Origin of the sequence: Bacillus sp. TE8-1 (assembly GCF_008368855.1) — a bacterium.
Taxonomy (GTDB): domain Bacteria; phylum Bacillota; class Bacilli; order Bacillales; family Bacillaceae_G; genus Bacillus_A; species Bacillus_A cereus.
Window position 1 is genome coordinate 14,270 of record NZ_QPET01000032.1, and the last position, 24,703, is coordinate 38,972.

The following is a 24,703-nucleotide window of genomic DNA, read 5'->3' on the forward strand; positions in this document are numbered from 1 at the left end:
AGAAATCGTCCACTAAATATAGTGGACGATTTCTTTATGATTTTAATAGTTTTATCAACTTTCATCAATATTTTCTAAAATATTGATGAATCAGAATGTATGTTCATCTAAAACAAAGGATTTTTTCAAAAATATTACAAATTCAGACAATGCGTTGATAATTTTCTGAATTTTCCGTAATATATAAACGTTGTATCGTATTTAATATTGGGGAGGAATAGGGATGAAGAAAAAACCTTTTAAAGTGCTGTCTACGCTTGCGGCGGCAGCTGTGCTTAGTTGCACATTTGGGTATGGGGGTCAATCTGTTTATGCGGCAACGCCGTCTAATGGAGGAACTTTAAGTCCGATTGATGAAAATTTAATTCAAGAGGAGCGTTTAGCAGATGCGCTCAAGAAACGCGGTGTAATTAATGAATCTACGTCGAAAGAAGACACATTAAAAGCTGTTGAAAAATACGTAGAGAAGAAAAAAGGAGAAAATGCGGGAAAAGAACCAGCAGCGGGGGATAGTGTTACGAGAGAAGCGGCTGACTTTTTGAAAAAAGTTAAAGATGCAAAAGCAGATGAGAAAGAAAAAGCAGATCAACCTGCTAGTGGTCCAGTAGCGGGACAAGAGCCGGTTAAAGGGGGATTAAACGGCCAAGTACCAACTACTTCAGCGAAGCAAAAACAATATAACGGTGATGTTCGTAAAGATAAAGTTCTCGTATTGCTAGTAGAGTTTGCGGACTTTAAGCATAACAATATTGATCAAGTACCAGGTTATATGTATTCAAATGATTTTAATCCAGAACATTATCAAAAAATGTTATTTGGTAATGAGCCATTTACACTCTTTGATGGTTCAAAAGTACCAACATTTAAACAATATTATGAAGAGCAATCTGGTGGTAGTTATACAGTAGATGGCACAGTAACAAAGTGGTTGACAGTTCCTGGTAATGCGGCAGATTATGGCGCAGATGCAGGAGATGGCGGTCATGATAATATGGGACCAAAAGGACCTCGTGATTTTGTAAAAGAGGCATTAAATGCGGCTGTAGAAAGTGGTATTGATTTATCTGAATTTGACGAATACGATCAATATGACAATAATGGTGATGGCAATAAAAATGAACCAGATGGTCTGATTGATCACTTAATGGTCATTCACGCTGGAGTTGGGCAAGATGGGGGCGGTGGTAGACTAGGTGATGATGCAATTTGGTCACATCGTTGGCACCTTGGAACACCATATCCAATTGAAGGAACAAAAGCAAAAGTTGATAACTGGGGCGGTAAGATGGCAGCATACGACTACACAATTGAGCCAGAAGACGGAGCGGTTGGTGTATTCGCACATGAATTTGGTCATGATTTAGGTCTTCCAGATGAGTATGATACGAAGTACACAGGAGCAGGTGAGCCAATTAACTCCTGGTCTGTTATGAGTGGCGGTAGCTGGGCTGGTAAAATTGCAGGAACAACGCCACCGAGTTTCTCTCCGCAAAACAAAGAGTTCTTTCAAAAGAACATGGGTGGAAACTGGGCCAATATTGTAGAGGTTGACTATAATAAATTAAATCGTGGTATTGGTTATGCGACGTATTTAGATCAAAGTGTAACGAAATCAAATCGTCCTGGTCTGATTCGTGTTAACTTACCAGATAAAGAGGTAAAAGGTATTCAGCCTGCATTCGGTAAGAAGTACTACTATAGTACAAAAGGTGATAACCTTCATACAACATTAGAAACGCCAGTGTTTGATTTAACAAATGCAACAAATGCGAGGTTTGATTATAAATCAATGTATGAAATTGAAACGGATTATGACTTCCTTGAAGTACATGCAGTGAAAGAAGATGGTACGAAAACGTTAGTGGATCGAATTGGTGAAAAAAATGTGAAAAATGGTCTAGACACAACAGATGGTAAATGGGTAGATAAGTCTTATGACTTAAGCAAATTCAAAGGTCAAAAAGTAAAATTAGTATTCGAATACATTACAGATGGTGGTTTAGCGCCGACCGGTTTTACTTTTGATAATGCTACATTAACTGTAGATGGAAATGTTGTGTTCTCTGATGATGCAGAAGGCGAAACGAAATTTAAATTAAATGGTTTTGTTGTAGCAGACGGTTTTGATAAGAAGAAGCATAACTACTATTTAGAGTGGAGAAACTATGCTGGTGCTGATCAAGCGTTAAAATATAGCAGTGGTGTACCATATAATACAGGTCTGCTAGTATGGTATGCAGACTCTAGCTTTACAGATAATTGGGTTGGTTTACATCCAGGTGAAGGTTTCTTAGGAGTTGTTGACTCTCACCCAGAGGCAATTGTTGGAACACTAAACGGCAAACCAACTGTTAAAAATAGTACACGATTCCAAATCGCAGATGCTGCGTTCTCCCTTAACCAAACGCCAGCATGGAAAGTCGTATCTCCAACACGCGGAACATATGATTACAAAGGATTACCAGGTGTAACGAAGTTTGATGACTCTAAATTGTATATAAATGATTTAATCCCAGATGCAGGACGTAAATTACCAAAATTCGGATTGAAATTTGAAGTAGTTGGACAAGCAGATGATAATTCTGCAGGTGCAGTTCGTTTATATCGTTAATAATGTAGAAGCTGTTGAAGGGGAAGTCCTTTCAACAGCTTTTTTACAGAAACATAAATTTCAAGTTATTAATAAAATAATAGAAATTACTAAGCAAGCTGACTTATTTCTTTAAACCAGCTGCATAAAAAGGTCCATGAACTGCAATAGTGGATAAAAAGCGAGCAATCTCCTCAGGTGTTTCTTTTTGTCCATTATTTAACCATTGTTGGATGACACCTATATGTGCAGATGCCATATAAGAAGTTAAGTATTCGCTTGGAACAAGTAAATTCTCCTTATTAATGAGGGGACCATTCGTATCTTCAAATAATGTTTTCCACATAAAGTCTTTCAGTTTTGTTTGGAAAGATAAATCTCCTTTCGGACTTAGTACAGCTTTCATAAAATCACTATTTTCATTTAGAAATTCAAGAATAGAAGTGATAAGTATAAATGGCATTGTTGGAGAAGGATTTGATCCAAGGTCAGCAATAACTTCCGGGAATTTTTGTTTAGCAATTTTAGAAAACTCGTACATAATGTCTTCTTGGCATTTTGTCATTAAATCAAATTTATCTTGATAGTGCGCATAGAAAGTACCGCGATTAATGTTTGCTTTCGTTGTAATATCTTTCACTGTAATGGCGTCAAAACCTTTTTCTTTAATTAGCTCCACCAATGCATTTCGTATGGCAGTTTTCGTACGAACAACACGCAAATCTAAATTATTATCGCGCAAAGCATATCCCTCCTTAATTTTACTCAACACATTTGGAAAATGTGTCTTATAACCAACACATTCACGATTTTTGATTATTGTATAAGGTTCAACTCGAACATATAATTCAAAATATAAATAAACAACACGTTGTTGGTTATTATAGATCAAATTAAGGGAGGAGAAAAGAAAATGTTTAAAAATAAACTTTTATTTTTATCACCAGTTATTGCACTACTTGTTGTTTTTATTTTTTCATTAACGCTATTTCCAACTGTTCAACCGCAGCCGAAAAACTTGCCAATTGCAATTGTAAATGAGGATCAAGGTGTAGAAATTCCAAATCAACCGAAAATGAATATGGGGCAAACGATCGTTGATAACATGAAAAAAACAGCGAAATCAGAGGAAGAACCCGCAGTGAAGTGGGTAGAAGTAAAAAATAAAGAAGCCGTTCAAAAGGGATTAAACAATAAAGAGTATTACGCGGCATTAGTCATCCCGAAAGAATTTAGCGCAAAACAAGCGTCGTTACGAACGCCACAGCCATCTTCACCTGAGATAGAAATATATATTAATCAAGGAATGAATACGGCTGCATCAACTATGGCAGGGCAAATATTACAGGCGATCGTTGATAATATGAACAATAATGTTCGTACGCAAATATTAGAAGGGCTGAAAGCAAAAGGAGCTACTGTAACAACAGATCAAGCTGCGAAATTAGTAACACCTATTGTAAAGAACGTGAAAAATGTGAATGAGGTCGGCAAAAATAGTGCGAACGGTAATTCACCAATATCATTGTTCCAGCCGTTATGGATTGCAAGTTTAGCTAGTGCAGCGATTATTTTTATTGCGATTAGTAAAATGCCAGTAAGATCAAGAAAAGAAAACTTTCTGTTAAAAGTAAAACAAATCGTAACAGGAGCTATTGCGACACTTGTAATTGGGTTTGGTCTTACATGGATTGCAGATGGGATGGTAGGATTAAATATTTCGAACTTCACGGATACAGCTCTATTCTTATCCATTACTTCTTTTAGTTTCTTCTTAATGATATCTGCAGTACTATCATTAGTTGGGCTAAAAGGAATCGGTTTATTCGCTTTATTACTATTCTTCGGGGCACCGTTATTATCATTAGCACCTGAGATGTTGTCTCCGTTTTATCAAGACTGGGTTTACTCATGGTTACCAATGAAATTTATGATTGAAGGCTTAAGAGAAATCTTCTTCTTCGGAAAAGGGTTAAGCTGGAATACACCTGTTACTGTACTCGTTTGGATTGGTATAGTAAGTATGGTTACTATATTAGCAACTGCACTCAAACGTAGTGTAGTAAAAGGGCATAAAACAGAATTGAACGCTTAAAAACAAGCCGTTTCACTAATTAGTGAAACGGCTTGTTTTTGATTTTTTCTCAATGTAAATGCCTGATTGTTGAAAAGTGTAGTGTTTAGAATTAAGGCGAAATCTCTAAAGATCGCGTACGTTCCAAACAATCTCACCACGTTCATCATCCCACGTACTGTGATGACGCTTAAATCCTATCTTTTCTAGTACCCGGAGGGAAGCGATATTCCAAGCACCTACAGTCGACCAAAGTCTTTGGCGCCCAGTAGCAATCGCCGCGTCCAGTACAACAGATGCGGCCTCAGTCGCATAACCTTTACCATGAGCGCTGCGGAACAACTCGTATGCAATCTCCGGCTCTTCAAGTGTGGAACGACCGATAATTAAGCCACAGTACCCAATGAAATCGCCTTCGTCTCTCCTTCGAATAGTGAGAAGGGAAATACCATTTTCGTCTGCCTTCTTGCGCATCTCAATAAGCCGGTTACGAACGGAGTCGAGGGTCGGCATGTCCACACCACGTTCGCCAATTAATTTTCTCATCCAAACTGAATCGGATTCCTCCCACATACTCAGGTCAAGTCGTTCGGTTTTTAGCTGGAACTCCATAGTTTTAAATAAAGATGGCATAGTGGAACCTCCTAGTTATGTCACTGAACTCATAATAGCTTCGCACTGCATCATGTTGAACCAATCGTTGATTCGCGAATTTATTTTCCTAACTCCCGCGAGAGTTTATAGCAACAGTATACAATAGTATTATTTTATGCATAATCAATTCCTTTACAAAATAGACCCTTTTCTCAAACTTTTCTTTCATTCTAAAGCCGTCCCGTTAAATACACAGGCTCCTACTATTTCTAAATGCATAAAATGTTAAGCGAAAGTATGGGGGGATATGATGTATAATTCGAATTATTATGATTGGTATAGGCAGAATGATAAGTTAATTAGTGATATTGAAAAAGCTATAAATGGAGAGTATAGCGCTATAAGCTGCTATGCAAAATTAGCGAATATGGCTCCAAATCAAGTAGAACAAAAACAAATTCTTGAAATTCGTAATGATGAAATAAAGCATTTCCACAACTTTGTACAAATTTATACGAACTTAACTGGAAGGCAGCCAAAACCACAAATTACTGAAGACTGCCCAAATACGTATTTACAAGGATTAGAGTTCGCTATACAAGATGAACAAAAAACAGTAGATTTTTATTTGGAAATTTCAGATGAGACATCGGATGTACATTTGAAAGAGTTGTTACGGAGAATAGCTGCGGATGAACAAAATCATGCAGTATGGTTTTTATATTACTTTGTAAAGTCGAAGTGAGCATTAAGAATGAACGAATGATGTGGTGCATATATTAAAAAATATTTTAAAACGTAGTCCAACAATTGAATGAAATATTTAAATGTAAGCAGAAGGAAACCGTTTCGCTAGTCGTGGAGCGGTTTTTTTATGATGTACATATGTATCGACAAAATATAGTAATTACATTTGATATATAATGTATGAAACGAAAATGAATAAGTTAGGAGCAAGCATATGAAAAGAGGGATTTTTGTAGATATTCCAAATGAATACAGCAATGTACTTTGGAAAGTATTAAAGCCAATTGATATTACTGTATTTGATTGGCGAGTGAGGGATGAGGAGTCCTACTTAATAGCACGTGGTGAATTGGATGAGGCATTATTTCCAGAAGAACCAAGTGTAGTGGAAGGGTTAGCGTTGAAAAAGTTAGTTAAAGACAACATATATTATCTTATTTTTGCAGATTTAAAAGCATATCCTAAAGGAGAAAAAGCGATAGATATTGAAACATATGAAGAGTTTAAGGAAAGTAAGTGTGAGCTAATCGTATTAGCAGTGGATGCTCAATACATACAAATTTATGTGAAAGATCAAAAAGCGATTGAATTAATGTATGAAAACGCACGGAAACAAGGATTTTATGTGAAATATGTTACAGACGAAAACGACGGTAGAACGCGTTTGTCAGTATGGTAGCAATTTGAAAGGGGAAAGGCAATATGGAGAGAAATATAAGTAAAGAACATGCAATTCGAATTGCTACTGAAAATGAAAGTGATAGTATTATCCTTTTATTAAAAGAGGTAGCACAGTGGCTACAATATAAAGAAGTGGATCAGTGGCAGTATCTTTTAGGAGAGGAAGCTACGGCTGAAATACTAGAATGTATAAGAGAGAAATATACATATGTTGTTCTGAAAGAAGATGAAATAGTTGGTACGGTTACAGTTTCTCCTAAACAAAATGAATGGGATGAACATATTTTTGGTAAAGAGGAAGTTTCTAATTCATTATATATTCATAGATTTGCGGTGAAACGGAAGTATAAGGGAAATGGAATAGGAGAATGGATTTTACGGTGGGTAGAAGAGAATGTGCAATGTGATAAAGAATATTTGAAGTTAGATTGCGTGGGGCATAATCGTACGTTGAATGATTTTTATAAGAAAAATAGTTTTGAATATGTTGGAAGTACGGATGGGCTTAGTAAGTTTCAAAAGAAAAGGAGAATGTGAATGCATCCAATTAACGTAAGTTTAGTTGAAAAGTTAATACAGGAACAGTTTCCTGAATGGGCCCATTTAGAAGTGAGACCTGTAAAGTTTAGTGGGCATGATAATAGGACGTTTCACTTAGGGGATGAGATGAGCGTAAGATTGCCAAGTGATGTGGCATATGCACCGCAAGTAGAGAAAGAAAATAGTTGGCTTCCTATATTAAGTAAGGGGCTTTCTTTACTGATTTCTACCCCACTTGCGAAAGGAAATCCGTCTGAAGCGTATCCATTGCCTTGGTCTATTAATAAGTGGATAGAGGGAGAAACAGTTACGAAACAAAACGTTCGGGATTTAAATGAATTTGCGGCGGACTTAGGATCTTTTTTAGTAGAATTGCAATCTATTAATGCGAGTAACGGACCTTTAGCTGGAACACATAATTTTTACCGAGGCGGACTTATATCTGTATATGATGAAGAGGCGAGAGTTGCTATTGAAAATAATAAGGATGTTTTTGACGAGGCATTATTAAAACACCTTTGGAATGTAGCACTTAGTTCAACATGGGATCGTAAGCCAGTTTGGGTTCATGGAGATGTAGCGCCAGGGAATTTACTCGTTAAAGATGGAAAGCTTTGTGCTGTAATTGATTTTGGTATTTTAGGTGTAGGAGATCCTGCTTGTGATGCAGCGATGGCTTGGACGTTTTTTGATGAAAATAGTAGAAATGTATTTAAAGAAGTATTACGCATGGATGAAGAAACGTGGAATAGAGCGAGAGGATGGGCACTTTGGAAGGCGTTAATTACATATGACGCAAATAGGGATAGTAATGAGAAGGTGGCAGGAGAATCTTATCGTATCATTCAAGTGATTGTGGATGATTATAAAGGGTAATAGAAAAGCCTATTTCAAAATAGGTTTTTTCATATGATTAAATAGTAGAAACGGAAAGAAGGAATAAGACATAATTATACAGAATATTTAGATAATAGGAGGTGTCGAATTTTGGGTGAAATTGAATTAAAGAGTAATGTAATTAAGACAGGGCGAGAGAAGGGGATTATTCTTCGATTTATACTTGCTAGTCTCGTTGGAGTGTTTATGTTTTTCGTTCCTGTTACGATAAACGGTGCATCGTCTATTATGATTGATCATATCGTATCGTGGATTAGGGCTTCGGTTCCTGGCATAGTACCTTATTATGCATTATTTGTTATGGCAATTGGTGCGATTTATCCATTTTATACGAAGAAATGGAATGCATCTATCGTAGATATTTGTTTTTCTATTTTAAAAGTAGTTGGCTTTGTTTTTGGCATATTATATTGTTTAAAAGTAGGACCAGATTGGTTCTTTGCGCCAGATGTTGGACCGTTTTTATATGAGAAGCTAGTCATATCAGTAAGTTTGCTCGTTCCAATTGGCTCGGCGTTTTTAGCGTTATTAGTCGGATATGGATTGCTTGAATTTATCGGTACATTTTGTCGTCCGATTATGAGGCCATTATGGAATACGCCGGGGAGATCGGCAATCGATGCAGTTGCGTCTTTCGTTGGAAGTTATTCGCTTGCTCTCCTTATTACGAATCGCGTGTATAAAGAAGGAAAGTATACGACAAAAGAAGCGGCGATTATCGCTACAGGATTTTCTACAGTATCCGCTACATTTATGATCATCATCGCAAAAACATTAGATATTATGCATTTATGGAATGTTTATTTTTGGACTACACTTGTTGTAACATTCATCGTGACTGCTATCACCGTAAGAATCCCACCCCTTAGTAGAAAACCAGATACATATGTAACAGAAGAAGGGTTCCCAGAGCCTGTTTATAAAGAGAAAATGTTAGAACGTGCTTGGGAAGATGCGTTAGAAGTATCAAAGTCTGCACCGAGCATTATGAAAAATATTGCAATGAATTTAAAAGACGGATTTATTATGACAATGGGAATTTTACCATCCATTATGTCAGTAGGATTAATTGGTATCGTCTTAGCGAAGTTCACGCCAATATTTGATTGGATCAGTTATATTTTCTATCCGTTTACATGGCTATTACAATTACCAGAAGCAGACTTAGCTGCTAAAGCCGCATCAGTTGGCATTGCAGAAATGTTTTTACCGTCATTATTAGTAGTAAGTGCACCACTCGTGACAAAGTTTGTTATTGCAGTTGTTTCCGTATCATCTATTTTGTTTTTCTCCGCTTCCATTCCTTGTATATTATCAACAGATATTCCGTTAAAAGTATCTGAACTCATTATTTTATATGTGCAGAGAACGATTTTAACGTTGCTTATTATTACGCCGATTGCTTATTTGTTGCTTTGAAGTTTTAATAAGATAAAGTTAAACAAAAGAAGCCGTCTGTAAAAAGGGGGCTTCTTTTGTTTAAAAGCGGGATATTCTTATTTATTTTTCGTATATGACGTAACGCTTCTTAAGAAGATTCCTAGTCCCGCAAAAAAGAATCCTAAGCATAATAAGCTGCCTGGCGTTCCCCAAGTAATTTGATCTAGCATTTTTTATCCCCTCCCGTTTATCATTATATAGAATTTATTGGAAATTATCAAAAAATTCTTTTTTTAATGGTTACTGATGAGTCTTCCTACCTTATACGAGAAGAATATATTTGAAAAGAATTCTTTTTTTTATATTTTTTTATTCTTATAATACGTTTTTGGTTCTTATGATATAGTAACAACAAAGGGGGCTTAAAAATGGAAATTATTCACGAAAGAGCAAAGTTGCGGTTAATGGATAATACTGATGTCGAAACTTTGTTTTCGATTGTAGAAGGAAATCGGGATATTTGGGCGTATTTAATCTCTAAAATGGATAGTGTGCAAGATATGCAACAATACGTTCAAAAAGCGATAAAGGGTTACGGAAGAGGTACTCAAATACCTTTCATAGTCGTAGATCAACAGTCGAATAAGATTGTAGGAAGTACACGTTTATATAATATTTCAGTAGAAGATAAGACAGTTGAGTTAGGGCAAACGTGGTATCATCCGAGTGTGCAACGTACGAGTATAAATACAGAGTGTAAGTATATGCTTCTTCAGTATGCTTTTGAAAAATTGCATATGCTGAGAGTGCAAATTAAGACGGATGCAAGAAATGAAAAAGCACAACGAGCAATTGAAAGGTTAGGCGCAGTAAAAGAGGGTGTGCTTCGAAATGAAAGAAAATTACCGAATGGTTATGTGAGAGATGCGGTGGTGTACAGTATTATCTCGAGTGAATGGCCAAGCGTAAAAGAAAAATTGTTAGAAAAATTAGAGTTGTATAAAGAAAAGTTATAATTCGTGTTTTGAAAGGTATATTGTTCGTGAGATATGAAAAATATACCTTTTTTCTTACAAAATGCTACTTTATTTTAATTCCTTTTGTTTCATCGTTCCCTTCTGAGAAAAAATTCGTTACAATGTAGTTGTATGGTAATAAACTTATGAATTTAAAAAATGTAATGAAAACCGCAAATGAAAATGAATTGATAATCCTCAATTTTAAATGAAAACCCTTTTATACATAAATAACAAGTAAAGTTCCTTCTTTTAAATAAACTCAAACAAAACGATTTGATATAAATGTTTTTTATAGAAGTATGGATGATGTACGGAGGCAATTACAAATGAAAGAAAATAAGAAGAGTAAGAAAAGACGAATCTTTCAAGTATTTTTACTAATGATTTGTTCTGCTATTTTATATGTAAGTTATGCAGCTTACGATATTTGGAGTTATCGTTTTAAGGCAAATGATGACGTGAAAACGGATGCTGGTATCGTACTAGGAGCAGCTTCATGGAACGGAAAACCATCTCCTGTATTTAAAGAAAGAATTAATCATGCGATTTCTTTATATAAGAACGGAAATATTAAAAAGATTATTTTTACAGGTGGTACAAAGTTCGAGGCAGAACTTGAGGAAGCACGTACTGCAAGAGTATATGCAATGAAACAAGGTGTAAAAGAGGAAGATATTTTAATTGAAACTAAATCCCTTTTCACTGAAGAAAATTTAAAAAATGCGAAGCAAGTTGGAATAGAGAACGGCATACAAACATACACGATTGTAAGTGATCCACTTCATATGAAACGCGCAATGAGAATCGCAAAACATATTAATATTGAAGCGTATGCTTCACCAACGCCGACATCAGCATATAAAACGTTAGATACAGAAATACCATTCTTCTTTAAAGAATTATTCTCGTATATTGGATATGTAACCTCTTTGCCGTTAAAAGCATTGAAGGGGGACTAATATAAGAAAAGGATCTATCCTTAAATAGGAACTTTTCTTATTAGTCAAAAACATTGTATTTTTATCGGAATAGTGAAACAATAGAGAGGTAGCTTCATATAATCATAATGATAAAATGAACGGTTTATGAATCGAGCATAAAGGAGATTATAGTATGGCACTCTCATTTGTTGAAACAGAAGAACAGTCTTTAATTATTGAGAAAATAAATAAATTGATTCCGAAGTTCATGGAAAGGGAGCATCAGCTAAGTGAATTAGGATCATTTCCGTATGAAAATATAAATGATTTGAAAGATATCGGATATACGAAATTAACGTTACCGAAGGAATTTGGTGGTAGTGCCATTTCTTTATATGACTTCGTTTTATTTCAAGAGAAAATCGCGGAAGGCTGTGGAGCTACTGCATTATCGATTGGCTGGCATCTTGGCATTGTGAAGGAGCTAGCGGAAAATCGCTCTTGGAATGATGAGATGTTCAAATGGTTTTGCGAAGAAGTACGTAATGGTGCGCTCTTTAACAGGGCAGCAACAGAACCGAAAACAGGGAGTCCGACGCGTGGCGGCAAACCAGAAACAATAGCGGTTCAACAAGGCGAGAAGTGGGTTATAAATGGAAGAAAAACTTTTACAACGATGGCGCCAGTACTTGATTATTTTATTATTTCAGCAAGTATGGAAGGCCGTGAAGAAGTTGGTGAGTTTGTTATTCCAAGAAATACACTCGGTGTATCTATTGAAGAAACGTGGGATAGCGTTGCAATGCGAGGGACTGCTAGCCACGACCTTGTCTTACAAAATGTAGAGATAGACAACCGCTTTTTTACGGATGTAAAAGTCGGGAAAGTGAAACAAAAGGGTATTGGCTGGTTGCTACATATACCAGCATGTTATTTAGGAATTGCACAATCAGCAAGAAATTATGCAGTTCAGTTTGCGGGATCATACAAACCAAATAGTTTAAACCATTCTATTAGTTTATTACCGAATGTTAGAAGATTAGTTGGAGAATTAGAACTCGAGCTTATGCAAGCTCGCGTCTTTTTATATCAAATTGCGAAAAAATACGATGAGGCAGAAGATAAACTGTCACTGCAAGCAGAATTAGCGGCAGTGAAATACGCCGTAACAAATGCGGCGATATCCATAGTGGATAAATCAATGCGCATCGTAGGAGCAAAAAGTCTATCAGAAAAAAATCCGCTCCATCGTTACTATTTAAATGTCAGAGCAGGACTGCATAATCCGCCGATGGATGATGCAACACTATCTATGCTTGCGGATGCGGCGTTTCGGTCATAGTTTTTAAAGCATGGGTTTGATTACTAATCAAACCCATGCTTTTTATATGTATGAAGCACTTGGTTGAGATGTAGGTTTTTAATATAAATGATTATCATGTTTTTTTGATTGTGTCTTGTTGAAAAATTCTTATTGTAATGCCAGTTTGGAGGCTGTATAAACATTTTTCGTATTTAATCCCAAATTAATGGCCTTTCTAAGTTTACCATTCGTAAATATTGTAAAAATTGACCTGCATGGACCGCATCATGATAGGCAATTCGTAATAGCATATCACCTAAATATCGTTGATAGCCAACATCGCTTCGATCAATAAGTCTTGAATCTAGCTCGGCTATGCTTATTGATTGAATATATTCTATGAAGTCAGTAAAGTGTGATTGTGCCAATTCAATTTCTTTTTTTACACAAGTAATTGGCTCGTCATCATACGGGGTACGTATGTCGTTTATTGAACCGTTGTTTTTTATAATCATATGATAGTAAAAAGTTGAGCTCCATACGTGACGAATCATTTCACCAAAGGACATAGCCTCAGGATCAGGCTTCCAATTAAGAAAATTATCGGGAAGAGAATTCCATAATTTTTCTGAGCGCCTTCTCGTTTCTTTTAAATTTAATATACTAAGATCAATTGCATTCATAATACATTCTCCTTTACTATTAAACTTAAAATAATTGTATCAATTTAATAGTTAGGGTATCATCGAAATATGAATGTATATCCGAATATCTCATATATAGCTAAACTAATTGCTGAACCTACAAGAGCAATCATCTTAGATTGTCTAATGAATAATCAGGCACTACCTGCTAGTGAATTGGCTTATATGGCAAAAGTGTCACATCCAACAATTAGTTCGCATCTTTCTAAATTAGTAGAAGGGAATTTACTTACAGTTGAACAACATGGTAGACATCGTTACTATCGACTTGCTAATCAAGAAGTTGCAGAAGTGCTTGAAAAGTTAGGGACAATTGCACCAACAGTTCAAGTTCGCTCTTTAAAACAATCAAGCCAACTAAAACAAATTCGTTATGCTCGAACTTGTTATGATCATCTTGCAGGCAAACTCGGTGTAGAGATAACTGAAAAATTACTAGATAGGCAATTTATAATTTTAGAGGATGGAGAATACATTGTAACGGAACAAGGTAAGAAATGGTTTCTGAATTTTGGAATAAATGTTGATGAGGCAGATACAAAAAGGAGGGTATTTGCAAAACCTTGCCTTGATTGGAGTGAACGGCGTTACCATATTTCTGGTTGGTTAGGGTCTGCAATTGCAAAACTGCTTTTTGAACAGGGATGGATTACGAAAACGGATAAGAACCGAGCTGTCCATCTTACAAAGAAAGGTGTAAAGTTATTGGAAGATCAATTAGGCATTGATCTGAAAACTGAGGAAAGAAAAGCTTGAAATTAGAAAAATCCGTCAAAATGAAGGGCTTTTTTCATTATGGTAGGAGTGTACATGAATAATAGGATGTTACCAATAATCGTTGCCAATAAAAAATCTTTCTTTTCATTCTTCTTTTTTAAGTTTTAAAGGAGAAAGCTAGGCTTCTTATTTTTACTAATGTTATAATAAGAAAAAAGCACGAAAAGAGGTCATCTCATGCTAGAGGTTATTGCAACATGTTTAGAAGATGTAAAACGAATTGAAAGTGCTGGCGGGAAGCGGATTGAATTAATTTCATCTTATACAGAAGGTGGTTTAACACCGAGTTATGCTTTTATAAAAAAAGCGGTAGAAGTGGTAAGTATACCAATTCATGTTATGATTCGTCCGCATGCGAAGTCTTTTACATATACGGAAGAAGAAATTGAAATGATGAAAGAAGATATTATAGTTGCACAGAAGTTAGGAGCAGCTGGTGTAGTATTAGGCGTATTAAACGAACGAAATGAAGTGGATGAAGAGAAATTAGCGGATTTACTATCTGTTGTAGATGGAATAAATGTAACGTACCACCGTGCGATAGATGATATAAAAAATCCAGTAGAAGCGATGAGCACTTTAAAGAAGTTTCATAAAGTGACTCACGTTTTAACTTCAGGTGGACAAGGAAATATAGTAGAGAATATTCCGGTGCTTACAGAAATGCAAAAGGTAAGTGATGGTCAAATTCAGCTTGTATCTGGAGCTGGCGTGACGAAAGAAAATATAAAGCGATTGCTAGATGAAACTGGAATCACGCAGGCGCATGTCGGTACAGCGGTAAGAGAAGGAAAATCATGTTTTTCTGAAATAGATCCTAATTTAGTACAAGAATTAGTTGAAATAATAAAATAAGTGCTTAAGAAAGAGGAGAAACGATGAAGGAAAATACGAAGAAAGAATTATTCTCTTGGGCTAAAACGATAGGTTTTACCCTTGTATTAATTGCTATTATTCGCGGTGTTTTATTTACACCTTCTTTAGTACAAGGTGAATCAATGATGCCCACTTTAAAAAATAACGAAAGAGTTCTCGTGAATAAGATTGGTTATAGTATAAGTGGATTAGATCGCTTTGATATTATCGTCTTCCACGGGAAAGAAGGATACGATTTAGTAAAACGAGTAATTGGTTTGCCAGGCGATACAGTTGAGTATAAAAATGATGTTTTATATGTAAACGGAAAAGCGATGGAAGAACCATATTTAAAACAGTTTAAAGAAAAAGCAGTAGGCCGTGTATTAACTCCAGACTTTACGTTAGAACAAATCACTGGGAAAACGAAAGTGCCAGAAGGCCAAGTATTTGTTTTAGGGGATAATCGTGAAGTTTCTAAGGATGGTCGCATGTTTGGCTTTATTTCAGAAGATGAAATTGTCGGAAAAGGACAAGCTGTTTTCTGGCCGTTGGAACAAGTAAGAGCGTTATAAAGTGTGGTGAAGTATGGGAGAGATATTCTTCCATACTTTTTTATTTGCTTAAAATCTATTGATTGAATTGAAAGAATATTTTATAATTTTAAATTATATGTTTGTTTCGAAAAACGGAATTTAAGTTCCGTAATTCGGAACGAAAGGGAGATAGAATGAGTATAAATAAAACGGCAGTTAAGACAATGGATATTTTAGAGTTGTTTTATGAGCATGAAGAGCTAAGTTTAACTGAGATGGTTCAGCTTACAAATATGCCGAAAACATCTGTTTATCGTTTAATTGGTTCGTTGGAAGAGATGGAGTTTTTACAAAAAAACGAAAAGGGGAAATATCGTTTAGGGGTCGTATTTTTACGGTTCGGTCAACTTGTTTCACACCGATTATCAGTAAGAAATATAGCAATTCCTTATATGAAAGAACTTAGAGATAGTTTAGGACAGGCAGTTAATTTAATAATTCAGGATGGAAATGACGCAATTTATGTTGAAAAAATGGAAGGTGTTCAGCCGGTACGCGTGTATACGGCGGTTGGAAGAAGAGCACCGCTTTATGCTGGCGCATGTCCAAGAATTTTACTATCGTATTTCTCTGAGGAAGAGAAACGGAGATACATAGAGGAAGTGGATTTAAAACAGTTTGCAGATGGAACAATCGTGGATAAGAAACAATTGTTAGAAGTGTTGCAAATGGCAAAAAAGGAAGGCTACACCATTAGTTATTCTGAGTTAGAAAATCATACAGCCGCGATAGCAGCACCCATTTTCGCGAGCGATGGAACGGTTGTAGCAGGCATTAGTATTTCGGGATTAGCAATTGAGTACAACGAAAGTAACATTTCATATTTTATTGCGAAGGTGAAAGAAACAGCGCATCGCATTTCGAAAGAACTCGGCTTTTTGGCATAGAAAGAGGGAGTAGGATGAAATTTTCTGCGTTAGGGGATCAAGCAATTATTGTTACATTTGGTGAAGAAATTAAGAGGGATATATATGAGAAAGTACAGCGGTTATTTCAAGCACTGCAGCAACATCCGTTTGCAGGAATGATAGAGTGCGTTCCGTCGTTTACTTCATTAGCTGTTTACTACAATGTATACGAAGTATGGAAGGGAAATGAGAGAAGTGAAAGGTCACATGATTACGTTCGCCAGTATATAAAGGAGCTGTGTGATTCTTATAAAGAAGAAGTAAAACAGGATGTGAAACATATTTCTATACCAGTGTGCTACGGGGGAGAATATGGACCTGATTTAGAAGAAGTCGCGCATTATCACGGTTTACAAGTAGAAGATGTGATTCGAATACATAGTGAAACTACATATTTTGTATATATGCTAGGTTTTACACCAGGGTTCCCGTATTTAGGAGGACTTTCAAAAGAATTAGAAACACCTAGAAAAGAAACACCACGGTTACAAATCTCTCCTGGTTCAGTAGGTATTGGCGGAAATCAAACAGGTATATATCCGCTTGAAACACCAGGAGGATGGAATATTATCGGCCGAACTCCTATTTCATTATTTAATCCGGAAGAAGAAATACCAACATATATTCAAAGTGGTATGTATTTACGATTTATTCCAATAACGAAGGAAGAGTACGTATCGCTTGAGGGGGCTAAAAAATGGATGTAGAGGTTTTGCATGCGGGAATGTTTACAACAGTCCAAGATTTAGGGCGATCTCATTATCAACAATACGGTGTGCCAGTTGGCGGGGTGATGGATCAAAGTGCACTTCGGATGATCAATATGTTAGTTGGTAATGAAGAGAATGAAGCGGGACTCGAAATGACGATTATGGGACCTAAATTGTTAATAAAGAAAACGACTTTACTTGCGATTGGCGGAGCAGATATGGAACCGTTATTGAATGGAGAACGTATCCCGTTATGGCGTCCCATTTTAGCGGAAGAAGGTAGTATGCTTTGTTTTGGAAAAGTGAAAAGTGGTTGCAGAGCGTATGTAACTTTTGCGGGTGGTATATATATTGAGCGTACAATGGGAAGCAAAAGTACGTACATACGTGCTGCGATTGGTGGTATAGAAGGAAGAATGCTGAAAAAGGGTGACTACTTCCAAATTGGTGCACAACCAGAAATGGCGAGTCGTTTCATTCTAGACTTACAAAAAGATGCGAGAATAAAAACGAAATGGGCAATTAGCAACAGCGTACTACCAAAGTATAAGAAACATCCAAAGCTTCGTGTCATAACTGACTTTGAATACGATCAATTTACAGAAGAAAGTAGAAAGGCATTTTTTACGAAAGAGTATAAGGTATCTAATTATGCTGACCGTATGGGCTATAGGGTTGAGGGAGAGGTTTTAAATAGGAATGAAGAAAAAGAGATTTTATCGAGTCCTGTTACATTTGGAACCATTCAAGTTCCTAATGGTGGACAGCCGATTATATTAATGGCAGATAGGCAAACGACAGGTGGCTATCCGAGAATGGGAAATATCATTTCAGTAGATTTACCTCTTCTTGCCCAGCTAAAGCCGGGGGACTATGTTTCTTTTGAGAAAATTACGCTTGAAGAAGCGGAACAATTGTACATAGAACAAGAAGTAAATATGAATTTATTAAAGAAATTCATCGCTTTACGAAGCTGAAATTAGGAGGAATACATTATGACTACAATCGATTTAAACTGTGATTTAGGAGAAAGTTTTGGCGCTTATAAAATGGGGAATGATGATGAGATTCTTCCGTTCGTTTCCTCTATAAACGTTGCTTGCGGTTTTCATGCGGGTGATCCGTCTATTATGCGTCAAACTGTTGAAAAAGCTTTGGAGCATAACGTAGCAATAGGGGCGCATCCTGGATTTCCTGATTTAATTGGATTTGGTAGAAGAAACATGAATGTTTCAGCAAGTGAAGTATACGATTATGTTCTATATCAAACAGGCGCATTAGACGCATTTGTGAAAGCGGCAGGCGGGAAAATGCAGCATGTAAAGCCGCACGGTGCCTTATATAATATGGCGGCGTCTAATCCGGAAATTGCAGATGCAATTGCAAAGGCAATTTATCATATAAATCCAAGTCTATTACTTTATGGATTAGCAAATAGCGAGGCGTTTATACAGGCTGCAGAAAAATACAAAGTAACTCTTGTACAAGAGGCTTTTGCGGATCGTACATATAAGCAAGATGGTACATTAACGAGCCGTACAGAAGAAAATGCGCTTATAAAAGATGAAGACGAAGCGATAAAGCAAGTACTTCAAATGGTGAAAGAAGGCCATGTAAATGCGGTCAATGGAGAGAAAGTAGCAGTTCAGGCGCAAACAATTTGTTTACACGGTGATGGGGAAAAAGCAGTGCAATTTGCAAAAAGAATATACAGAACATTCAAACTTAATGATATTTCTATTTGTGCACCGAAATAAAAAATAGGGGGAAGTGCTGGGATGATTAAATTAATCGGAATACTACTTGTTGCAGTGGGCTTTTTATTTAGATTAAATACACTTTTAGTAGTTATGGTTGCAGGTATTGTTACTGGTATGGTTTCAGGATTAAGTTTTTATGATGTGATCAGCATGTTCGGTAAATTTTTCATAGAAAATAGATATATGTCTATGCCAATTATATTAACTTTACCGGTAATCGGAATTTTAGAGCGTTACGGTTTAAAAGAAAGAGCAGAAGCACTTATAACGAAATCAAAAGGAGCAACAACTGGAAGAGTATTAATGTCATATTTTACGATAAGAGAATCATCAGCAGCACTAGGGCTTAATATTGGTGGGCATGCGCAAACAGTAAGGCCGCTCGTTGCACCGATGGCAGAAGGGGCCGCGCAAGGTAAATACGGTAAACTTCCTGAAAAATTAAGAGAAAAGATTAAAGCAAACGCAGCAGCTGCTGAAAATACAGCTTGGTTTTTCGGAGAAGATATTTTCATCGCAACTGGAGCTATTTTATTAATGAAAGGATTCTTCGATTCAGTAGGTATGCATGTCGGAGTATGGGATATGGCACTTTGGGGCATTCCGACAGCAATATCTGCACTTATTGTAAGCTGGATTAGATTTAGAAGGTTTGATAAATATATAGAGAAAACAATGAAGGCAGAAGGAAAAGAAGAGAAGGAGGCAATTTAATATGAACATCATCACAATGGATACAATCTATTATGTATTAGGGATAATCGTTGCTTTTATCGCTGTTCGTATCGCATTCGATCGTGAACATCCAAACAGATTCGGTTCTAGTTTATTTTGGGCATTGTTTGCAGTTACATTTTTATTTGGAAATGTAATTCCTTCGTTTTACGTTGGCTGTATCGTGCTCGCTATGGTCGTTTTAGCCTCGCTAAATAAAGTAACAAAATCAGAGGAAAAAGAAGTTCCAGTACAAGAACGTGTGAAACATGCTGAGAAATTAAAAAATAAAATTTTTATGCCTGCACTATTAATTCCTATTTTTACAATTATCGGTACGTTGACCTTAGGGAAAATTAAATGGGGAAATGTCTCTCTTGTTGATCCAGATAAAGTAACATTAGTTGCACTAGCGCTTGGTGCATTACTCGCATTTGTTGCGGCGATGCGTATTACAAAATCAAAAATAACAACACCTGTACAAGAAGGAAGCAGACTATTACAAGCTGTTGGCTGGGCTGTAATTTTACCACAAATGTTAGCAGCACTTGGCGGTATATTCGCGAAGTCTGGCGTTGGACAAGTTGTTTCAGACTTAGTCGGACAAGTGCTACCGACAGAGTATCCGTTCGTTGCCGTTATGGCGTACTGTTTAGGCATGATGCTATTTACAGTCGTAATGGGAAATGCATTCGCAGCGTTTGCTGTTATTACTGGCGGAATTGGCTTACCTTTAATAGTTCAAATGCACGGCGGAAACCCAGCAATTATGGCAGCGCTCGGTATGTTTGCTGGATATTGCGGGACGCTGCTTACACCAATGGCAGCAAACTTTAATATCGTACCTGCGATGCTTTTAGAGCTAAAGGATAAAAATGCGGTTATTAAAGCGCAAGTACCAATTGCTCTTTCAATTTTTATCATAAATATGTTTATTATGTACGGCCTAGTATATCGTTTCTAATTAGGAGGATAAAACTATGAAAACAGTATTATTAACAGGGTTTGATCCGTTCGGCGGAGAAAATATCAATCCAGCTTGGGAAGTAGCAAAAGGTTTGCATGAAAAAACAATTGGAGAATACAAGATAATAAGCAAACAAGTACCAACTGTATTTCATAAATCAATAAGCGTATTAAAAGAGTATATAGAAGAACTAGCGCCGGAAATTATTATATGCATTGGACAAGCTGGGGGCAGACCAGATATTACGATAGAACGTATCGCAATTAATATTGATGATGCAAGAATCGCTGACAATGAAGGGAATCAGCCGGTAGATGTACCGGTTGTAGAAGAAGGAGCGATTGCGTATTGGTCTACACTTCCGATGAAAGCAATCGTAAAAAAACTTCGCGAAGAGGGTATACCGTCATCTGTTTCACAGACGGCAGGCACATTCGTTTGTAATCACTTATTCTATGGACTTATGCATGAACTAGAGAAACATGATAAGAAAATAAAAGGCGGATTCATTCATATTCCGTTTTTACCAGAACAAGCGAGTAATTATCCAGGGCAACCGAGTATGTCACTTTCTACTATTCGTAAGGGGATAGAATTGGCAATCGAAGTAACGACGACAGTTAAGGTAGATATTGTAGAGGTTGGGGGCGCAACGCATTAAGTAAAATGAATTGTACAACACCTCCTGTAAACAACTGGTATAATAAGAATAGGAAAATACATAGAGGTGATTTTTGTGCAACAATTTGAAGAAGTACGTTCAATTTTAGAAAAAGCGAAGAAAATTACAGTATTAACAGGCGCTGGTGCAAGTACGGAAAGTGGTATTCCAGATTTTCGTTCAGCAAATGGGTTGTATGCTGATGCGAATGTGGAGATGTATTTATCAAGAGGGTATTATAATCGAAGTCCGAAAGAGTTTTGGAAGCATTATAAAGAAATCTTTCAAATTAATACGTTCCATCAATATAAACCAAATCGTGGACATCGCTTTTTAGCTGCGCTAGAAGAACAAGGGAAAGATATTACGATTTTAACGCAAAATATTGACGGTTTACATCAATTAGGTGGCAGTAAGCATGTCATCGATTTACATGGAACACTTCAAACAGCACATTGTCCAAAATGTAAATCAGGCTATGATTTACAGTATATGATTGATCATGAAGTACCGCGTTGTGAGAAGTGTAATTTCATTTTAAATCCAGACGTTGTTTTATACGGAGATACATTGCCGCAATATCAAAATGCTATCAAACGTTTATATGAAACAGATGTGCTTATCGTTATGGGAACATCACTAAAAGTACAGCCTGTCGCTTCATTCCCGCAAATTGCAAAGAGGGAAGTAGGAGCAACAACTATTTTAGTAAATGAAGAGTTAACAGGACAGGAATATAACTTTGATTTTGTTTTTCAAAATAAGATTGGTGAGTTTGTTGAAGGGTTATCTTCAATGAAATAAGTTATCGAAAAAACTGAGGTATCTGCCTCAGTTTTTTATTTGAGTAATCACTGTTTTAAGCCATATGAAAACATTTTGATAATGTAGTAACAACATCTCTATAATTTATAAAAATCAATTTGCCCCATTTTTCTTTTAGAATAATATTCATGTTATTGTGCATTAAGGGAATGGTAATAAATAGGATATAAAAACAAAAAACTGAAAATTAAATCTTTTATTTCTTTTATAATTAATATAAAATTCTATATATATCATATAAATAAATTTGATACATAATGATTTTGCGTAGAAATGTTAATAGAATGAAGCGAGGGAGCGAAATGAGACAGAAAAAGGAGCAGAAAAAACAATCGAAAAAGAAAAAGACTCATATTCCATTTCGGTTAAATGTACTATTTTTTATTGTCTTTCTTTTATTTTCAGCTATTATAATTCAATTAGGTAAAGTACAAATCATTGATGGAGAAACGTATAGAAATGAAGTAAATAAAAAGGAAGATGTAACGGTAAGCACTCCCGTTCCTAGAGGGAAAATGTTTGATCGGCAAGGTCATGTTATTGTAAATAATAAACCATTGCGAACCGTTACATATACGAAAATGAGAGGAGTAGACTCGAAAGAAGTTTTACAAGTAGCAAGAGATTTAGCCAAACTAATTGAAATGTCGCAAGAGGACATGGATAAGTTAACAGACACAGATAAGAAAGATTTTTGGATGCAGTTAAATGAAAAGCGGGCAGCAGCGAAAGTAACGAAAGAAGATGAGAGTAAATTTAGAAAGCAAGAAATAGAAGGAAAAGAGTTAGATAAAAAAGTAGAAGAACTGCGCCGGGAAAGAATTACACAAGAAGAATTAAATGAGCTTTCAAAGGAAGATATAGAAGTATTAGTAATTAAAAGCAAAATGAATGCGGGATATAAAATGACGCCGCAAATCGTTAAAAAAGATGTAAGTCAAAATGAATATGCTGTTGTTAGTGAAAGGTTGGCAAGCTTACCAGGGGTAGATACGACAGTAGATTGGGAACGTGAATACCCAAATGATAAAATACTGCGCTCTATACTAGGTAGCGTTTCTAATGAAAATGAAGGGTTGCCAAGAGAACACTTAGATTATTATTTAGTTCGTGATTATAATCGAAACGACCGTATTGGTAAAAGTTACATCGAAAAACAATACGAAGATGCACTACATGGAACGAAAGAACAGTCTAAAAATATTATGGATAAAGCAGGGAAGATTGTTCGAACAGAAAAAGTGACTGAAGGAAAAAGTGGAAATAACTTGATGTTAACAGTCGATATGGATTTACAGAAAAGAGTAGAGGGAAGCCTTGAAAAGAATTTACGAGCCTTTCATGCTGCAGAGCCGATGATGGATCGTGCGTTCGTAGTAATGATGAATCCGAAAAACGGTCAAATTTTATCAATGGCAGGAAAGAAAATTGTAAATAAAGATGGCGGTATGCAAATAGAAGATTATGCATTAGGAACGATGACAAGTTCTTATGAGTTAGGGTCAACTGTAAAAGGGGCTACTTTATTAACTGGATATCAAACAGAAGCGATTAAGCCGTATACACACTTCTTTGATGCGCCAATGTATTTTAAAGGAAGTTCTAAGCCGAAGAAATCGTGGAAAGAATTTGGGGATATTGATGATTTAAGAGCTTTGCAAGTGTCATCGAACGTTTATATGTTTAATACAGCTTTAAAAATGGCAGGCATTAATTATGTTCCAAACAATCCATTAGATATTAAACAAGAAACATTTAATAAAATGCGCTACTATTTTAGACAATTTGGCCTAGGTGTGTCGACTGGTATTGACCTGCCAAATGAATCGATCGGTCAAATAGGTAGAACTGATAACATACCCGGATTTTTACTTGATTACGCGATTGGACAGTATGATACATATACGCCGCTTCAGCTTGCACAATATATTTCCACAATTGCAAATGGCGGTTACCGAATGAAACCACAAATTGTACAAGAAGTTAGAGAGCAACCGAATAGACCAGAGGATGTAGGAAAAGTCGTTCGGTCGATTGAACCAGTTGTATTAAATCGAGTGGATATGGACACTTCGTACATTAATCATGTAAAAGAAGGATTTAGAAGAGTTTTTCAAGAAGCTGACGGAACAGGTACCGGAACGTTTAAAGGTCTACCATATAAACCAGCGGGAAAAACAGGAACAGCTGAGACAGTATATGGTGGAGAAAGTGATATTGGAAGAGATGAGAACAACAACCGAAAAAAATGTTATAATTTAACTCTTGCCGGTTATGCACCATATGATGCGGATCCGGAAGTAGCTTTTTCAGTTGTTGTACCATGGGTGAATGATGATAAATCAGGAATTAATTCTGCGATTGGTAAAGAGATTTTGGATGCGTATTTTGAATTAAAAACAAATAGATCAAATACAAATTCAATTCCAGTAGAACAACCGAACAAGGCACAGTAAAAATAGTATCACTGCATGGAAACAT

Annotated in this window: 25 protein-coding genes; 22 read left to right on the forward strand and 3 right to left on the reverse strand. The window is 36.2% G+C overall.

Going from position 1 to position 24,703, the window contains the following annotated elements; genetic code table 11:
* The first annotated feature begins 223 nt into the window (after window positions 1–223).
* Window positions 224–2,611, forward strand: coding sequence for an immune inhibitor A domain-containing protein (locus DN404_RS26035; RefSeq protein ID WP_016122771.1), 2,388 nt, complete (start codon window positions 224–226; stop codon window positions 2,609–2,611).
* 103 nt (window positions 2,612–2,714) lie between these two features.
* Here the strand turns inward: DN404_RS26035 and DN404_RS26040 are convergent, their stop codons facing one another.
* Window positions 2,715–3,332, reverse strand: a complete 618-nt coding sequence (locus DN404_RS26040; protein WP_304520711.1) for a TetR/AcrR family transcriptional regulator — start codon at window positions 3,330–3,332, stop codon at window positions 2,715–2,717.
* A gap of 171 nt (window positions 3,333–3,503) precedes the next feature.
* Here DN404_RS26040 and DN404_RS26045 point away from each other — a divergent pair, with 171 nt between their 5' ends.
* Window positions 3,504–4,685 carry a YhgE/Pip domain-containing protein gene (locus DN404_RS26045; RefSeq protein WP_113302886.1) on the forward strand — a complete coding sequence of 394 codons (1,182 nt, stop codon included), beginning with the start codon at window positions 3,504–3,506 and terminating at the stop codon, window positions 4,683–4,685.
* 105 nt (window positions 4,686–4,790) lie between these two features.
* Here DN404_RS26045 and DN404_RS26050 read toward each other — a convergent pair whose 3' ends face one another.
* Entirely contained in the window at window positions 4,791–5,297 is a 507-nt protein-coding gene (locus DN404_RS26050) for a GNAT family N-acetyltransferase (protein WP_001139531.1), read from the reverse strand.
* 271 nt (window positions 5,298–5,568) lie between these two features.
* Between DN404_RS26050 and DN404_RS26055 the strand changes: the two genes are divergently transcribed.
* From DN404_RS26055 to DN404_RS26090, 8 genes are all read left to right on the forward strand, one after another.
* Entirely contained in the window at window positions 5,569–6,003 is a 435-nt protein-coding gene (locus tag DN404_RS26055) for a ferritin-like domain-containing protein (RefSeq protein ID WP_000282831.1), read from the forward strand.
* A gap of 216 nt (window positions 6,004–6,219) precedes the next feature.
* A complete protein-coding gene (locus DN404_RS26060; RefSeq protein ID WP_113302885.1) occupies window positions 6,220–6,684 on the forward strand; it encodes a DUF2691 family protein in 465 nt (154 codons plus the stop codon).
* A gap of 23 nt (window positions 6,685–6,707) precedes the next feature.
* The gene (locus tag DN404_RS26065) at window positions 6,708–7,223 is read left to right on the forward strand and encodes a GNAT family N-acetyltransferase (protein WP_000440744.1); all 516 of its coding nucleotides are present in this window, start codon (window positions 6,708–6,710) and stop codon (window positions 7,221–7,223) included.
* Window positions 7,224–8,102, forward strand: coding sequence for an aminoglycoside phosphotransferase family protein (locus tag DN404_RS26070; protein ID WP_113302884.1), 879 nt, complete (start codon window positions 7,224–7,226; stop codon window positions 8,100–8,102).
* A gap of 111 nt (window positions 8,103–8,213) precedes the next feature.
* On the forward strand, window positions 8,214–9,542 hold the full coding sequence (locus DN404_RS26075; RefSeq protein WP_149215628.1) for a YjiH family protein: 1,329 nt from the start codon (window positions 8,214–8,216) through the stop codon (window positions 9,540–9,542).
* Window positions 9,543–9,931: 389 nt separating this feature from the next.
* Window positions 9,932–10,519: a GNAT family N-acetyltransferase gene (locus DN404_RS26080; protein WP_000402586.1), complete on the forward strand. Its 588-nt coding sequence runs from the start codon at window positions 9,932–9,934 to the stop codon at window positions 10,517–10,519.
* Between the two features lie 329 nt (window positions 10,520–10,848).
* Complete coding sequence (locus DN404_RS26085) at window positions 10,849–11,481, forward strand: YdcF family protein (protein ID WP_000662215.1); 633 nt, start codon at window positions 10,849–10,851, stop codon at window positions 11,479–11,481.
* A 154-nt stretch (window positions 11,482–11,635) separates the two neighbouring features.
* The gene (locus DN404_RS26090; RefSeq protein WP_149215629.1) at window positions 11,636–12,784 is read left to right on the forward strand and encodes an acyl-CoA dehydrogenase family protein; all 1,149 of its coding nucleotides are present in this window, start codon (window positions 11,636–11,638) and stop codon (window positions 12,782–12,784) included.
* A gap of 173 nt (window positions 12,785–12,957) precedes the next feature.
* Here DN404_RS26090 and DN404_RS26095 read toward each other — a convergent pair whose 3' ends face one another.
* Window positions 12,958–13,428, reverse strand: coding sequence for a DinB family protein (locus DN404_RS26095; RefSeq protein WP_086388310.1), 471 nt, complete (start codon window positions 13,426–13,428; stop codon window positions 12,958–12,960).
* A 69-nt stretch (window positions 13,429–13,497) separates the two neighbouring features.
* Between DN404_RS26095 and DN404_RS26100 the strand changes: the two genes are divergently transcribed.
* From DN404_RS26100 to DN404_RS26155, 12 genes are all read left to right on the forward strand, one after another.
* A complete protein-coding gene (locus tag DN404_RS26100) occupies window positions 13,498–14,205 on the forward strand; it encodes an ArsR/SmtB family transcription factor (protein WP_001103806.1) in 708 nt (235 codons plus the stop codon).
* A gap of 198 nt (window positions 14,206–14,403) precedes the next feature.
* Entirely contained in the window at window positions 14,404–15,081 is a 678-nt protein-coding gene (locus DN404_RS26105) for a copper homeostasis protein CutC (protein WP_149215630.1), read from the forward strand.
* A 23-nt stretch (window positions 15,082–15,104) separates the two neighbouring features.
* A complete protein-coding gene (gene lepB, locus DN404_RS26110; protein ID WP_000662501.1) occupies window positions 15,105–15,656 on the forward strand; it encodes a signal peptidase I in 552 nt (183 codons plus the stop codon).
* 155 nt (window positions 15,657–15,811) lie between these two features.
* Entirely contained in the window at window positions 15,812–16,564 is a 753-nt protein-coding gene (locus DN404_RS26115; protein WP_000026361.1) for an IclR family transcriptional regulator, read from the forward strand.
* Between the two features lie 14 nt (window positions 16,565–16,578).
* Complete coding sequence (pxpB, locus tag DN404_RS26120; RefSeq protein ID WP_000672280.1) at window positions 16,579–17,292, forward strand: 5-oxoprolinase subunit PxpB; 714 nt, start codon at window positions 16,579–16,581, stop codon at window positions 17,290–17,292.
* Window positions 17,283–18,272, forward strand: coding sequence for a 5-oxoprolinase subunit C family protein (locus DN404_RS26125; RefSeq protein ID WP_006927775.1), 990 nt, complete (start codon window positions 17,283–17,285; stop codon window positions 18,270–18,272). The genes pxpB and DN404_RS26125 overlap by 10 nt, the downstream gene beginning before the upstream one ends.
* 18 nt (window positions 18,273–18,290) lie before the next feature.
* Window positions 18,291–19,052 (forward strand): 5-oxoprolinase subunit PxpA, encoded by a 762-nt coding sequence (gene pxpA / locus DN404_RS26130; protein ID WP_000207317.1) that lies wholly within the window; start codon window positions 18,291–18,293, stop codon window positions 19,050–19,052.
* A gap of 21 nt (window positions 19,053–19,073) precedes the next feature.
* Entirely contained in the window at window positions 19,074–19,769 is a 696-nt protein-coding gene (locus tag DN404_RS26135; RefSeq protein WP_000593392.1) for a DUF969 domain-containing protein, read from the forward strand.
* A gap of 1 nt (window position 19,770) precedes the next feature.
* Window positions 19,771–20,733: a DUF979 domain-containing protein gene (locus tag DN404_RS26140; protein WP_001021658.1), complete on the forward strand. Its 963-nt coding sequence runs from the start codon at window positions 19,771–19,773 to the stop codon at window positions 20,731–20,733.
* 16 nt (window positions 20,734–20,749) lie between these two features.
* The gene (gene pcp / locus DN404_RS26145; protein WP_000859708.1) at window positions 20,750–21,397 is read left to right on the forward strand and encodes a pyroglutamyl-peptidase I; all 648 of its coding nucleotides are present in this window, start codon (window positions 20,750–20,752) and stop codon (window positions 21,395–21,397) included.
* A gap of 75 nt (window positions 21,398–21,472) precedes the next feature.
* Complete coding sequence (locus DN404_RS26150; protein ID WP_001183793.1) at window positions 21,473–22,201, forward strand: NAD-dependent protein deacylase; 729 nt, start codon at window positions 21,473–21,475, stop codon at window positions 22,199–22,201.
* 323 nt (window positions 22,202–22,524) lie between these two features.
* Window positions 22,525–24,678 (forward strand): peptidoglycan D,D-transpeptidase FtsI family protein, encoded by a 2,154-nt coding sequence (locus tag DN404_RS26155; RefSeq protein ID WP_149215631.1) that lies wholly within the window; start codon window positions 22,525–22,527, stop codon window positions 24,676–24,678.
* Window positions 24,679–24,703: the final 25 nt, after the last annotated feature.

Coding starts and splice junctions, on each gene's coding strand:
- DN404_RS26035 (WP_016122771.1), top strand. CDS start 224: ATGAAGAAAAAACCTTTTAAAGTGCTGTCTACGCTTGCGGCGGCAGCT.
- DN404_RS26045 (WP_113302886.1), top strand. CDS start 3,504: ATGTTTAAAAATAAACTTTTATTTTTATCACCAGTTATTGCACTACTT.
- DN404_RS26050 (WP_001139531.1), bottom strand. CDS start 5,297: ATGCCATCTTTATTTAAAACTATGGAGTTCCAGCTAAAAACCGAACGA.
- DN404_RS26055 (WP_000282831.1), top strand. CDS start 5,569: ATGTATAATTCGAATTATTATGATTGGTATAGGCAGAATGATAAGTTA.
- DN404_RS26060 (WP_113302885.1), top strand. CDS start 6,220: ATGAAAAGAGGGATTTTTGTAGATATTCCAAATGAATACAGCAATGTA.
- DN404_RS26065 (WP_000440744.1), top strand. CDS start 6,708: ATGGAGAGAAATATAAGTAAAGAACATGCAATTCGAATTGCTACTGAA.
- DN404_RS26070 (WP_113302884.1), top strand. CDS start 7,224: ATGCATCCAATTAACGTAAGTTTAGTTGAAAAGTTAATACAGGAACAG.
- DN404_RS26080 (WP_000402586.1), top strand. CDS start 9,932: ATGGAAATTATTCACGAAAGAGCAAAGTTGCGGTTAATGGATAATACT.
- DN404_RS26085 (WP_000662215.1), top strand. CDS start 10,849: ATGAAAGAAAATAAGAAGAGTAAGAAAAGACGAATCTTTCAAGTATTT.
- DN404_RS26090 (WP_149215629.1), top strand. CDS start 11,636: ATGGCACTCTCATTTGTTGAAACAGAAGAACAGTCTTTAATTATTGAG.
- DN404_RS26095 (WP_086388310.1), bottom strand. CDS start 13,428: ATGAATGCAATTGATCTTAGTATATTAAATTTAAAAGAAACGAGAAGG.
- DN404_RS26100 (WP_001103806.1), top strand. CDS start 13,498: ATGAATGTATATCCGAATATCTCATATATAGCTAAACTAATTGCTGAA.
- DN404_RS26105 (WP_149215630.1), top strand. CDS start 14,404: ATGCTAGAGGTTATTGCAACATGTTTAGAAGATGTAAAACGAATTGAA.
- lepB (WP_000662501.1), top strand. CDS start 15,105: ATGAAGGAAAATACGAAGAAAGAATTATTCTCTTGGGCTAAAACGATA.
- DN404_RS26115 (WP_000026361.1), top strand. CDS start 15,812: ATGAGTATAAATAAAACGGCAGTTAAGACAATGGATATTTTAGAGTTG.
- pxpB (WP_000672280.1), top strand. CDS start 16,579: ATGAAATTTTCTGCGTTAGGGGATCAAGCAATTATTGTTACATTTGGT.
- DN404_RS26125 (WP_006927775.1), top strand. CDS start 17,283: ATGGATGTAGAGGTTTTGCATGCGGGAATGTTTACAACAGTCCAAGAT.
- pxpA (WP_000207317.1), top strand. CDS start 18,291: ATGACTACAATCGATTTAAACTGTGATTTAGGAGAAAGTTTTGGCGCT.
- DN404_RS26135 (WP_000593392.1), top strand. CDS start 19,074: ATGATTAAATTAATCGGAATACTACTTGTTGCAGTGGGCTTTTTATTT.
- DN404_RS26140 (WP_001021658.1), top strand. CDS start 19,771: ATGAACATCATCACAATGGATACAATCTATTATGTATTAGGGATAATC.
- pcp (WP_000859708.1), top strand. CDS start 20,750: ATGAAAACAGTATTATTAACAGGGTTTGATCCGTTCGGCGGAGAAAAT.
- DN404_RS26155 (WP_149215631.1), top strand. CDS start 22,525: ATGAGACAGAAAAAGGAGCAGAAAAAACAATCGAAAAAGAAAAAGACT.